Below are 13452 nucleotides of genomic sequence, written 5' to 3'. Positions count from 1 at the left end.
CCTGGGCTTAGCGCTTGGAAACCGGAACGTAATCGCGTTCCGGTTCGCCGATGTAGAGCTGGCGCGGCCGGCCGATGCGCTGTTCCGGATCTTCGATCATTTCGTTCCACTGGGCGATCCAGCCGACCGTCCGGGCGAGTGCGAACAGCACCGTGAACATGGTCGTGGGGAAGCCGAGTGCCTTCAACGTGATGCCGGAGTAGAAGTCGATGTTCGGATAGAGCTTCTTCTCGATGAAATAGCTGTCGGTCAGCGCGATGCGCTCCAGTTCCATGGCAACTTCGAGAAGCGGATCGTCCTTGTGGCCGAGTTCAGCCAGCACTTCATGCGTTGTCTTCTGCATGATCTTGGCGCGCGGGTCGTAGTTCTTGTAGACGCGGTGGCCAAAGCCCATCAGGCGGAACGGATCGTTCTTGTCCTTGGCACGGGCAACGAATTCCGGAATGCGGTCGACCGAGCCGATTTCAGCCAGCATGTTGAGCGCGGCTTCGTTGGCGCCGCCATGAGCCGGACCCCAGAGGCAGGCGATGCCAGCGGCGATACAGGCGAAAGGATTGGCGCCCGACGAGCCGGCGAGGCGAACGGTCGATGTCGAAGCATTCTGCTCGTGGTCGGCATGCAGGATGAAGATGCGGTCCATGGCGCGCGCCAGCACTGGATTGACCGTATATTCCTCGCATGGGACGGCAAAGCACATGCGCAGGAAGTTCGAGGCATAATCGAGGTCGTTCTTCGGATAAACGAAGGGCTGGCCGATGTGGTACTTGTAGGCCATCGCTGCGAGCGTCGGCATCTTGGCGATCATGCGCAGGCTTGCGACCATGCGCTGGTGCGGATCGGTGATGTCGGTCGAGTCATGATAGAAAGCGGACAGTGCGCCGACACAGCCGCACATGACGGCCATCGGGTGGGCATCGCGGCGGAAGCCGGTGAAGAAGCGCGACATCTGCTCGTGCACCATAGTGTGGTGCGTGACGCGATAGTCGAAATCCTTCTTCTGTGCTGCCGTCGGCAGTTCGCCGTAAAGCAGAAGGTAGCAAACTTCGAGGAAGTCGCCATGTTCGGCGAGCTGTTCGATCGGATAACCGCGATGCAGGAGGATGCCCTGATCGCCGTCGATATAGGTGATCTTGGATTCGCACGAGGCGGTTGACGTGAAGCCGGGATCGTAGGTGAACTGGCCGGTCTGCTTGTAGAGCGTGCCGATATCGACCACGTCCGGACCGATCGACCCCGATCGCACCGGCAATTCCACCGTTTTGTTGTCCACGGTTACGACTGCGCTTTTTCCTGTCATGGGGGATCCTCCGTTTGCAGCAAATTGGCACACAATTATGCCGCAGATATTAACGCCGACCATGTGCTATCCGATTTAGTCACGGCTGCCAAGTTGAACCAAAGGCAAATTGTGCGATGCAAAAATAGGCATATGGCAACGCAATAATTACACGTTCGGGCCATATGTCCAATGACATAATCGTTCGCAAACCCGTCGGGTATCCTAGCGTAAAAAAGTTTTGCATCTTTTTTGTGCATCAACCTCATCGGTTGCATTTTGTTTTTTTCGGTTGCAGAATGTGGCGGCACGGAGGCGGGTGGAACGGCATCCATGACAGAGGGGCAGGAGCCAGAAGTGGCGCCAAGCGTGCGGTCTGACCGTATGCTTCCCCATGCCTTTGCAAGCCATTTGCACATCCCCGCCACAACGGAAAAACAACCGGAAAACCGGGCTTGGCGCGGTTTCCTTGCCGGTCCATCGTCAAAGCGCAAGAGGTTTCCGACCATCCAATGGCGTGCGGAGCTCATACGGGCTGTGTCAGAGGAGGTGGCTTTCGGACACGCCTTTTTGTTTATTCCTGTCTTCCTCGGTCTCGGCTCGGTTTTCTGGTTTTGGCTTCCTCAGACGCCGGGCTATACCAAGCTTGCACTGCTGATGTGCGTTTTTGGCATGGCGGCTTTTGCGCTCCGGCATCGGTCAGGTCTTTGGCGTATAGGCATGCTGATCGCTGCTTTGTTGACTGCAGGCATGCTGCTTGCCTCATTAGAGACGGCGCGTGTGGATACCGTGGTGCTCGACACGCCGGTAACGACAATGGTGCGCGGTATCGTCACCGCGCGGGAAACTACCGATCGCGGTTATTGGCGATATACTGTAACTGTCGTCCAGACTGCGGATCCTGAATTGAAGCGCCCGCCAACCAGGGTCACACTTCTTTCCCGCAACCGTGAAGCCCCTGTCGAAATTGGTGGCGGGATCGAGGGCAGGGCGCGGTTATCGCCGCCGTCCGGGGCTGTCCTTCCGGGTCTTAACGATTTTGCCTTCGACAGCTATTTCAAGGGGATTGGCGCCGTCGGTTATTTCTACGGAAAACCGCAGTCGGTTTCAGGCATTGAAGATACGGCCAGAAGCGGAATGCGCGTTTGGCGTGCTCGTATCGGGGAAACAATCGCGCGCTGGCGGGAGGCGATCGGTGCGCGCATTCGCGGCACGATAGGAGGCGATGCGGGGGCAATAGCGGCGGCGCTGGTAACGGCCGAGGAGCGAGCCATCGGCAGGCCGACGATTGAGGCGCTGCGTGAGGCAGGGCTTGCGCATGTGTTGGCGATCTCCGGGTTGAACATGGTTCTGGCCGCCGGAACCTTCCTGATCGGTGCGCGCACCTTGCTTAGCCTTGTTCCCGGATTGGCGCACCGTTTTCCGATCAAGAAGCTTGCAGCCGCCGGCGCTCTGGTCATGGTGTTCGCCTATATCCTGATCTCAGGCGGGGCTGTTTCGGCGGTGCGATCCTGGATCATGATCTCCATCATGCTCATTGCCGTGTTCTTTGACAGGCCCTCGATCAGCCTGCGCAATGTGGCATTGTCGGCGTTGATCATCCTCATCATCACCCCCTCCGCCGTGACAGGCCCGGGTTTCCAGATGTCCTTTGCCGCGACACTGGCTCTGGTTGCAGGCTATGCTCATTGGCGCGAGCGGCCGGGCCGTGACGTTCTTCCAACGAACCACGGGATCGGTCCGTTTAAGGCTGTTGGTGGCTTCTTTGCCGGTCTGCTGCTCAGTTCGCTGATCGGCGGCCTTTCGACGATGATTTACTCCGCCGGACATTTCCACAAGCTGGCCTCCTACGGTTTGATCGGCAATATGCTGGCCATGCCGATCATCAGTATTTTCGTCATGCCCTTTGGCCTGCTGGCCATGCTGTTGATGCCCTTTGGTCTTGATCGTTATCCGTTGCTGATCATGGGGCAGGGGATTGACTGGATGATCTCCATTGCTCGGATGGTGTCTTCCTGGGAGGGCGAGGTGACGACCGGCCGTATTCCGGATCACGCATTCATGCTGATTGCCGCCGGAGGTGTTCTGGCCTGCTTGTTTCGTACATGGTTGGCCGTGTCGGGTTTGATGATTATCGCGGCCGGCCTTGTGGTCGCATCGACAAGCGCGGTTGCGCGACCGGATATGGTGATCGCCGAGGACGGGCGTCTGGTGGCGATGATTAGTGAGGCGGAGGCGGCCAGTAACCGGGCAAAGCCTCCTGATTTTGTGTTTTCCCAATGGCAGCGCGCTTTGCGTTTAAAGGATCATCAAAAGCCTCAGCTGCGGCCTGAACTGGTGGTCAGTGATGGCGATAGGCCAGCATCCGATTCCAGTGAAATCGCCGGGGTACGCATGACAAGACCGCCGATCGACAAGGATGCGGCGCGTATCGTGATCCGCGGGCTTTTGTCGAAGGCTGTGCCCGGCCGTTTTGTCTGTGTCGCGAAACAATGGTGTGCAGCAACGGCGCAGCAAGGCTGGCGTATCGTCACCGTCGATGATGCGCGTTTCGTGGGCATCGCCTGCGAAGAGGCTGATATTGTCGTGACACCGGTCATGCTGCGCTTTGACACCTGCCGCTCGGGTGCGCTGTTGCTGAGCGGCCAGAGTTTGCGTCGCACCGGTGCCGTCGAGATTTATGGTGTTAACTCCAGCACATTGGGTGACGATGCCGGTCGCGCTGAGATGCGGCTAGTTTTTGCTCAGGAGCAGTTGCAGCGTCCCTGGGCGCAACACAGAACCTATGATTGGCGCACCGGGCTGTTTGACGCGCGTGAGACAAAAGAATGACCCGCTCGAACGCTTCACGCCTGGTTGAGGCAAGCTGGATGTTTGCATGGATATTTATTCTTGATTAAATAACTCCACAAATCCTTGTCTTTCGGTCATAGTATGTCATATGAAGCCGCAATTGCCGCAGACGCGTTCGGCGCCGGCGGCCAAATGATGTGTTTATGTGCTCCCGCCGTCTTATCCTCCCAGGGTGCGGCGGCGATGACGAGGTAAGGATAGGTCATGCCGAACCGTGCAATGCCGAAATGGATGATGCTGGCAGCCGTGCTGCTGACGTTCTCGAATGCCGGAGCGCTTCGCGCGCAGGAAACTCCGGTCGCGACCGAGACACAACAGCCGGCTCAGGTTACCCCACAAGCTGGAGTGTTGCCGGTCACCCCGGCAAATCAGCCTACCCCGGTAAATGACGCAACCCAGCCGGCGACTGCAGTTGATCAGTCCGCACCGGCGGATGAAATTGCTCAGGACAGCCCAGAGTTGGCCTCACCCAATCCGGTCTTGCCACATGATCTTTCGCCGCTCGGCATGTTCATGGCAGCTGACATCGTCGTCAAAGGTGTCATGGGCGCTTTGATTTTGGCATCGATCGCCACCTGGGCTATTCTGTTTGCCAAGACTTTCGAACTTGCCGCCGCCAAGCGCAGCGCCAAGCGCGCCGTTCGCGCCTTGTCTGACGCCGTTGTCCTGCGGGACGTGCGCGAGATGCTGACCGCGAAAAAGGGACCGGCAGCGCAGATGATCGCGGCTGCCAACGACGAACTGTCGAAATCGGAGGCCGTGCTCGACATCGTTTCGACGCAAGGGGTCAAGGAGCGTGTCGCGTCGCAGCTCTCCCGCATCGAGGCCGGCGCCGGCAAGCGGATTGCCAGTGGCACCGGTATTCTTGCGACGATTGGCTCGATCTCACCGTTTGTCGGTCTGTTTGGTACGGTCTGGGGCATCATGAATTCGTTCATCGGCATCAGCAAGGCGCAGACGACCAATCTTGCGATCGTTGCGCCAGGGATCGCCGAAGCGCTGCTCGCTACGGCGATCGGCCTTGTTGCGGCTATTCCGGCTGTTGTTATCTATAATTATTTTGCCCGCTCGATCGGCGGATATCGCCTGATCCTTGCCGATGCCTCGGCTGCGGTCGAACGTCTTGTCAGCCGCGATCTCGATTTCCGTCAGGCCCGCCGCCTGGCACCGCGCAAGGCCGAAAGCCATGTGCATTCGGAATCAGGCATCGCGCGGATCGGATAAGACCATGGCCAGCAAAATCAGCGAAGGTGGCGGCGATCTCGAAGAAAACAGCGAAATCAACGTCACACCCTTTATCGACGTTATGCTCGTTCTACTGATCATCTTTATGGTGGCAGCGCCGCTTGCCACCGTCGATATGAAGGTCGATCTGCCGCAATCGGCGGCATCTCCGGTCAAGCGCGAAGACAAGCCGGTTTTCGTGACCCTCAAGGCAGACCTGTCTCTGGCGCTTGGGAACAATGAGATCGCTCGCGACGGTTTTGTCGCCGAACTGAACGGCATGACCGAGGGCAATCTTGAGACGCGAATTCTGCTGCGTGCCGACAAGGCTGTCGACTACGGTGAGTTGATGACGGTCATGAACCTCATTCAGCGGGCCGGTTATACCAAAATCGGGTTGGTTGGCCTGGAAGCTGCGCCTGCCGGCTAATGTCGGCAGTCAAGCTGGAAGTAGCCAGTTAGAATTTGTAACCGATGGCAAGGCCGGCATGGCTGAGGCCATCGTTCGGCCCGTCGCAGAGATTGGCATGCGACGAATGGTCGGCCGTCGCCAGGATTTGCCAATTGTCCGTGACGCGATAACCGAGCGCAATCTGTTCGCGAAAGAGCAGGCGGCAGCCGAGGTCCGGCCCCTTGCCGTTGCTGCCATCCAGCTTGCCATTGTGAACGGTTCCGCCAAGCCCAAGTTCAACGAACAGGCGGCTGGTAATATCGGCGGTCCAGCTGAAGCCACCAAAAATCTGATCCACTCCGTCACCCGTTCCCACCGAAGCGCCAAGGTAGATCCTCGGCTCCAGAATGGTCTGCTGCCACGTCGTGGCCGTGCCGCTTGATAACGGATCAAAGAAGATGGTGGCCGACGGAAAGATACCCGACTCATGAGAGTTGCCGCGACTAAGGGATGCGCTCACGCCGAAGCGAAGCTCATCGAAAATCGGTTCAGCCGCCACCGCGTTGCTCACGCTTGAGACGGATAGACACAAACTGGCCGATAGAAAAAGAGGCCAGGACGCAAAAGGGATTGGCTGTTTGAAGCGTCCTGTCACTTTCACAATCTCCAATTCCGGTGATTCGCGTAAATGCCGTAAAGCGAATCTGCCCAAATTTCTTGCCCACGGGAAGGGCAGAATATGTTGACCGGCTTTTGTGAAGCTTGCTTTTTTGCAAGAACTGCATTCCATAGCTTGAAACGGCAGATGCGCGGATTTATGAGCTTGGCCATGCCCGGTCGGCTGAAGCGCCACCGGTTGTTTTATCTGCGCAAGCCAAAAGCGCACACACGCCGGACGACGATCCGGATTACGAGGGCAGGCAAGATGAATTTCGAAGCAGCACGCATCAAGATGGTCGATAACCAGATCCGCACGACGGATGTGACGTCACACGCCGTTCTCGCGGCATTCCTGTCAGTTCCGAGAGAAGAATTCGTGCCTGCCGCGCTGAAGCCTCTCGCCTATATCGACAGCGATATCGAGTTGGCGGCAGACGCCGCTGGCGGACGGCGCTACCTGATGGAACCATCGCCTCTTGCAAAGCTTCTTCAGCTGGCTGCAATTTCCAAGGATGACAAGGTTCTCGAGATCGGCTGTGGCACCGGCTATGCCTCGGCGATCCTGTCGGAACTCGCGGCTTCGGTCGTGGCGCTTGAGAGCAATGCAAACCTAGTGTCGGAAGCGACCGCAACGTTGGGTCGTCTTGGTTATACGAACGTGTCTGTGGTCACCGGCGACCTCGAAAAGGGCCATGCAGCGGGCGCACCGTATGACGTGATCTTTGTTCACGGTGCCGTGGAGACGATACCGGATTCGCTGCTATCCCAGTTGAATGATGGTGGCCGCCTTGTTGCCGTGGTCGGTGTCGGCAATGCATCGAGAGCCCAGCTCTTCCTGCGTGAAAACGGCAGGACATCTGAGCGTCTGGCGTTCAACACGGCCGTGAAGCCGCTGCCGGGCTTCCGCTTGACGCGCGAATTCGTATTTTAAGACGTTTCCATTGACTATTAAGGGGCGTAACACCTGATTTTGGGCGCTAAGTTGGAAAAAAATGTATTTTTCAACTTAGCGATTAAATATTAGTTAAAAATAATATAAAGGTCACAAATGACGCCATTTTGACCATTTTTCCTCGATATCGGAACGGGCAAGGCGTGACAATCACATCCGGCACAACCGGAGCGTCACATTTTCGCATATAGGAAGTGCCCTGCCGGCCTTTGTCTTGGAGTTAAATTAGTGTCGATTTTTCGTAAAACGGCTGTGGCCGCCGCCTTCTCTTCCGCCTTGTGGCTTATGCCGTATTCCGTTCTTGCGGAAACCATTTCAGGCGCGATGGCAAAGGCTTACCAGAACAATCCGGACCTGAATGCCGTGCGCGCCGGGCTTCGTGCGACCGATGAAGGCGTGCCGATCGCCAAATCCGGTTACCGGCCACAAATCTCGGCTGCCGTCACCGGTTCGGCGACACGTCTGGGCACGGAGAACTTGTTTGGGCGAGGCACGCCGCTTGTCAACGAAGATTACACCAACGGATCTGCCAGCATCACCATTACCCAACAGATTTTCGATGGTTTTCAGACATTGAACAATGTCAGGGCGGCAGAGGCGAACGTTTTTTCAAGCCGCGAGACCCTCAAGGCGAATGAGATTTCCATCCTCCTGGCGGCGGCGCAGTCCTATGCCAACATCGCCCGCGATCAACGCATCGTGTCGATCCGTAAGCAAAATCTTGCCTTTCTGCGGGAGCAGTTGAGCGCCGCGAAGTCCCGGCTCGACGTGGGCGAGGGGACGCGCACCGACGTCAGTCAGGCCGAGGCGGAATTGGCGGGAGCCCAGGCGATCCTCGTCAATGCCGTTGCGCAACTGAAACAGAGCGAGGCCGTTTACGTCCAGATCGTCGGCGATGCCCCGACGGGTATCAAGCAACCCGCACCGGCATCGAAAGCGTTGCCGAAAAGCCTGGATCAGGCCGTTGCGGCAGGTTTGCGCGATCACCCGTCGATTGCTGCCGCGCAGTACAATGTCGATTCGGCTGGTTTCAGGGTCAAATCTGCAGAAGGCACGATGTTGCCGGGCGTCGTCATCCAGGGATCAGTGTCGCGCAATACGACCGACCGCGATCGCGACAGCGACACTGCGAACGCCTCCATTGTCGCAAGGCTTGAAGTGCCGATCTATCAGGGGGGCGCCGAATACGGGCAGATCCGTCAGGCCAAGGAACGGATGGGCCAGCAGCGCATCCTGGTGGACTCCGCCCGCGCGGACGTGCAGCAGACGATCATCACCGCCCACGCGCAGTTCGAGGCAGCACTTGCGACAACCGTTGCCAACAAATCCCAGGTTAGCGCGGCAAACCAGGCGTTGGCGGGTGTCATCGAGGAACGCAAGGTTGGCCAGCGGACAACGCTCGATGTACTCGACGCGCAACAGAGTGTGCTGGTCGCCGAAGAGAGCCTCGTGACCTCGCAGCGCAATGCTGTCGTTGCCAGCTACTCATTGCTGGCCGCAATGGGGCGTCTGACCATTCAGAGCCAAGGCCTGCAAGTGACGGAGTACCGCGCCGAGGAACACTACGAGGCCGTCAAGGATAAATGGTTCGGATTGCGAACCGTCGATGGCCGCTAACCTCCAGGTCTGATGTCACATTTGTGTGAGTGCCTCCGGGATTCCCCCGCGCGCAGCTTTGCCATCGATATCTGGCAGGTGACGCCGCCAATAAATCTGTGCAAGATTCCAGCTAGATGATTCGCAGCGTTTTGTTCGGCGCCGAACTCGCATACAGTCCGCGCCAATGACTGCGCGGCAATGTTTCGATCAAGCGCGACCGCAGAAACGGGGATAATGATGGCACAGCCCAATGTAGCGCGTGAACCTTCGATGGATGAAATTCTGGCGTCCATTCGAAAGATCATCGAAAGCAACGAGCCAGGCATTCCCGGCTTTCCTGCCAATGATCTCGGGCCGGCTCCGGACAATGCCTATCGCGGCTATGACGAGGACGATTCTGGCGAAGACATCCATCTGACCATCGACGACGAAGTTCTTGCAAAAGAGTTCGAAGCCGAGGAGCAGAAGCATTTTACGGCTGTTGAGCCTCCAGTGCGGGAGCCACAGTTGCGGGACGCTGAGGACGCTAACGCAAAACCTGCGACATCGTCGCCGCCGATGTCGCTCGCCGATGTCGCAGCCCGCGTTCGCGCTGCCTCCGAACGGCATTCGGCACCGCTGCGGGAAGCGGAAAGTCAGCCTACCGTTACACGTACCAAATCTGATAATCCGATGATCACATCGCGGATGGCGCCATCGTCCTTGCCTTTGCACGCTGAGAGCAAGCAAGAGGCAGCGCCAGCGGTTTCCCTGGTTCAGCCGATTGTTTCCGCTGAGATGCGAAATGAAACAGTCGAACCTGTCACTGCTGCTCTCGAACAGGGCCCTGCACAGCGCCAGCCGCTGTCCATCGTGGCTGACGTTGCTGCGCTCGTTTCGCCTGCCGTTGGCGAACAGGTTGCGCGGTCTTTTGGAGATCTGGCCCTGGCTGTCGATAGCAGTGCGCGCCGCTCCTTTGACGAAATCGCCGAGGATATGCTGCGCCCGATGCTGCACGAATGGCTGGATGACAATCTGCCGACGCTGGTCGAGCGGCTTGTGCGTGAGGAAATCGAGCGCGTTGCGCGCGGTCCGAGGCGCTAGACCACGCATTTCTTTCTCTCAAAGCCGCCAGCAATCACACTGGCGGCTTTTTTGCTGTTATTGTTGACAGCAATGCCCCGTTCCGATTTACAAACCACCGATATCAATCAGCAAGTTTGGCTCCAAAATGCTTGAAAAAACCTATGATTCCGCCGCTGTCGAACCGCGCATCGCCAAGACCTGGGATGACGAGGACGCCTTCCGTGCAGGTGCTGGGGCAAAACCGGGCGCCGACAGCTTTTGCGTGGTCATCCCGCCACCGAACGTGACAGGCTCGCTGCATATGGGCCACGCGTTGAACAATACGCTGCAGGACATCATGGTCCGCTTCGAGCGCATGCGTGGCAAGGATGTGCTTTGGCAGCCCGGCATGGATCACGCGGGCATCGCCACGCAAATGGTCGTTGAGCGCAAGCTGATGGAACGGCAGATACAGCGCCGCGAGATGGGCCGTGACGCCTTCATCGACAAGGTCTGGGAATGGAAGGCCGAATCCGGCGGGCTGATCTTCAATCAGTTGAAGCGGCTCGGCGCATCGTGCGACTGGTCGCGCGAACGCTTCACCATGGACGAGGGACTGTCGAAGGCTGTCCTCGAAGTTTTCGTTTCGCTCTATAAAGACGGCCTGATCTACAAGGACAAGCGCCTGGTCAATTGGGATCCGAAGCTCCTGACAGCGATTTCGGACCTCGAAGTCGAGCAGGTCGAGATGAACGGTAGCCTCTGGCATCTGCGTTATCCGCTGGAGGACGGCGTCACCTATCAACACCCCATCGCCTTTGACGAGGCTGGCGAGGCGACTGAGTGGGAAACGCGCGACTATCTGGTCGTTGCGACGACCCGGCCGGAAACCATGCTGGGCGATACCGGCGTTGCCGTTCATCCGGATGACCAACGCTACAAGGCCATCGTCGGCAAGCATGTCGTTCTGCCGCTGGTTGGCCGCCTCATCCCGATCGTCGCCGACGAATATCCGGACCCGAAGGCTGGAACCGGTGCCGTCAAGATGACGCCTGCGCATGACTTCAACGACTTTGAAGTCGGCAAGCGCCGCCATTTGCGCCAGGTCAACATCCTGACGATCGACGGTCACATCACGCTGGCCGGCAACGAGGACTTTCTCGAAGGCCTGCCGGCGTCGGATGAACTGGAGGCGTTGGTTTCGGCGCTTGACGGCGTTGAGCGATTTGCTGCGCGCAAGGCGATCGTGACGATGTTCGAGGAGCGTGGCCTGCTCGACAAGATCGAACCGCACAAGCACACTGTTCCGCACGGCGACCGCGGCGGCGTTCCGATCGAACCCCGTTTGACAGAACAATGGTATGTCGATGCCAAGACGCTCGCCAAGCCTGCGATCGCGTCCGTACGCGAGGGCAGGACCAACTTCGTTCCGAAGAATTGGGAAAAGACCTACTTCGAATGGATGGAAAACATCCAGCCTTGGTGTGTTTCGCGGCAATTGTGGTGGGGTCACCAGATCCCGGCCTGGTATGGTCCGGATGGCCAGGTCTTCGTTGAGAAGACCGAAGAAGAGGCGCTACACGCCGCCATCCAGCACTATCTCTCGCACGAAGGGCCAATGAAGGCCTATGTCGAGGACCTGCTTGAGAATTTCCGGCCAGGAGAAATTCTTGTTCGCGACGAGGACGTGCTCGACACGTGGTTTTCTTCGGCTCTTTGGCCGTTCTCGACACTTGGCTGGCCGGACAAGACCCCGGAACTGGACAAGTACTATCAGACAGATGTTCTGGTGACGGGCTTTGACATCATCTTCTTCTGGGTTGCCCGGATGATGATGATGGGCCTGCATTTCATGAAGGACACCGACGGTACGCCCGTCGAGCCCTTCCATACGGTCTATGTGCACGCCCTGGTTCGTGACAAGAACGGCGCCAAGATGTCGAAGTCCAAGGGCAACGTCATCGATCCGCTCGACCTGATCGACGAGTATGGTGCCGATTCGCTGCGGTTTACGCTGGCGATCATGGCGGCGCAGGGACGCGACGTGAAGCTCGACCCGGCTCGCATCGCTGGCTACCGCAATTTCGGCACCAAGCTCTGGAACGCCACGCGTTTCGCCGGCATGAACGGCGTTGCCAACGACCCTCATTTCGTTCCGGAAACCTGCTCGCTGACGATCAACCGCTGGATCCTGACGGAACTTTCACGCACGATCCGCGACGTGACCGAAGCGATCGAGGGCTACAGGTTCAATGAAGCTGCGGGCAGTCTCTACCGTTTTGTCTGGAACCAGGTTTGCGACTGGTATCTGGAACTGTTGAAGCCGGTCTTCAGCGGTGACGATGAGGCAGGGAAAGCGGAATCGCGCGCCTGCGTCGCCTATATTCTCGACGAGACCTACAAGCTGCTGCACCCCTTCATGCCGTTCATGACAGAGGAGCTTTGGGCGCAGACGGCGGGCGAAGGCACGACGCGCAACAGCCTGCTCTGCCATGCTGATTGGCCGGCTGCATCCTACGCCGATGATGCCGCTGCCGGAGAGATTAATTGGTTGATCGACCTCGTGTCTGGCATCCGTTCAGTCCGTTCAGAAATGAACGTTCCGCCGGCTGCCATCGCACCTCTGGTCGTCGTTGAAGCCAGTATGCTGACAAAGGAACGGCTGGAGCGCCATGCCGCTGCTATTCGCCGGTTGGCCCGCGTCGATGCGATCGATCTTGCGGCGGCTGCCCCCAAGGGCAGCGCGCAGATCGTGGTCGGCGAGGCGACGGTCTGCCTGCCGCTCGGCAGCTTGGTCGATCTGACGGCTGAAAAGCTGCGGCTGGAAAAGGCGATCGGCAAAGTCGAGCAGGAGCGCGAACGCATCCTCGGCAAGCTGTCGAACGAAAAATTCGTCGCCAATGCCCGTCCCGATGTGGTCGATGCGGAGCGCGAGCGTCTGGCCGAACTCGATGGCCAGAAGGCGTCTCTCGCGGTGGCATTGGCGAGGGTCTCTGACGCCAGTTGAAGGCACAAGGAAACATTTTGGCATCCATCGGCTGATGCAAAATGAATAGGATCAAGGAAAAGGCGGCTCTGGCCGCCTTTTTAACATTTGAAATGATTCTATTTTCCTGAACAGGCGCATTTCCTATTCAAAAACGCGCCGATTATGCCGTTTATGCCGCCTATTTGGCTGCGCCCATGCGCAGGAGTCAAAAAACGGCATTGTTGTGTCGAAGTGACACTTTGATATAGATACAGAAAAAAATTCTAAAATATGAATTTTTTGACCAAATGTATGGATTTTTTTGCTTCAATTGGTGAGATTTAGCTTCGTTCAGATTTTCTTACGTAAATTTTCGGAGACCGGCCGTCCTTGGCCGCCAAATCTAGGTATTTGCCATTAACCGTTCGCAGTCGATACTTTCCTCAAAGCGGTTGGCGCAAGCGTTGACCACTGTTCTATGTTCA

The 13452-nt window shown here is 57.8% G+C and carries 9 protein-coding genes; 7 read left to right on the top strand and 2 right to left on the bottom strand.

Features of this window, described 5'->3' with window-relative positions:
• Positions 1-7: 7 nt before the first annotated feature.
• Entirely contained in the window at positions 8-1297 is a 1290-nt protein-coding gene (gene gltA, locus R6X40_RS06835; RefSeq protein ID WP_318412092.1) for a citrate synthase, read from the bottom strand.
• A gap of 363 nt (positions 1298-1660) precedes the next feature.
• Here gltA and R6X40_RS06830 point away from each other — a divergent pair, with 363 nt between their 5' ends.
• The 3 genes from R6X40_RS06830 (at position 1661) to exbD (ending at position 5783) form a co-directional block, all read left to right on the top strand.
• Positions 1661-4108 carry a ComEC/Rec2 family competence protein gene (locus R6X40_RS06830; RefSeq protein ID WP_412178346.1) on the top strand — a complete coding sequence of 816 codons (2448 nt, stop codon included), beginning with the start codon at positions 1661-1663 and terminating at the stop codon, positions 4106-4108.
• A 225-nt stretch (positions 4109-4333) separates the two neighbouring features.
• Positions 4334-5353 carry a tonB-system energizer ExbB gene (gene exbB / locus R6X40_RS06825; RefSeq protein WP_318412090.1) on the top strand — a complete coding sequence of 340 codons (1020 nt, stop codon included), beginning with the start codon at positions 4334-4336 and terminating at the stop codon, positions 5351-5353.
• A gap of 4 nt (positions 5354-5357) precedes the next feature.
• Positions 5358-5783: a TonB system transport protein ExbD gene (exbD, locus tag R6X40_RS06820; protein WP_318412088.1), complete on the top strand. Its 426-nt coding sequence runs from the start codon at positions 5358-5360 to the stop codon at positions 5781-5783.
• A gap of 28 nt (positions 5784-5811) precedes the next feature.
• On the opposite strand, the gene R6X40_RS06815 is transcribed toward exbD, so the two are convergent.
• The gene (locus R6X40_RS06815) at positions 5812-6375 is read right to left on the bottom strand and encodes an acyloxyacyl hydrolase (RefSeq protein ID WP_318412380.1); all 564 of its coding nucleotides are present in this window, start codon (positions 6373-6375) and stop codon (positions 5812-5814) included.
• Positions 6376-6669: 294 nt separating this feature from the next.
• Here R6X40_RS06815 and R6X40_RS06810 point away from each other — a divergent pair, with 294 nt between their 5' ends.
• The 4 genes from R6X40_RS06810 to R6X40_RS06795 all read left to right on the top strand — a co-directional run bounded on the left by R6X40_RS06810 (position 6670) and on the right by R6X40_RS06795 (position 13006).
• On the top strand, positions 6670-7335 hold the full coding sequence (locus R6X40_RS06810; protein WP_318412378.1) for a protein-L-isoaspartate O-methyltransferase: 666 nt from the start codon (positions 6670-6672) through the stop codon (positions 7333-7335).
• A gap of 306 nt (positions 7336-7641) precedes the next feature.
• Positions 7642-8973: a TolC family outer membrane protein gene (locus R6X40_RS06805; protein ID WP_318412376.1), complete on the top strand. Its 1332-nt coding sequence runs from the start codon at positions 7642-7644 to the stop codon at positions 8971-8973.
• Between the two features lie 219 nt (positions 8974-9192).
• Complete coding sequence (locus R6X40_RS06800; RefSeq protein WP_318412086.1) at positions 9193-10038, top strand: PopZ family protein; 846 nt, start codon at positions 9193-9195, stop codon at positions 10036-10038.
• Positions 10039-10165: 127 nt separating this feature from the next.
• Positions 10166-13006: a valine--tRNA ligase gene (locus R6X40_RS06795; protein WP_318412084.1), complete on the top strand. Its 2841-nt coding sequence runs from the start codon at positions 10166-10168 to the stop codon at positions 13004-13006.
• The last annotated feature ends 446 nt before the right edge of the window (positions 13007-13452 follow it).

Origin of the sequence: Rhizobium sp. PL01, assembly GCF_033447125.1 — a bacterium.
Lineage (GTDB): Bacteria > Pseudomonadota > Alphaproteobacteria > Rhizobiales > Rhizobiaceae > Pararhizobium.
Note: the sequence above shows the minus strand (reverse complement) of the source record. Positions and strands in the feature narration are given on the sequence as shown.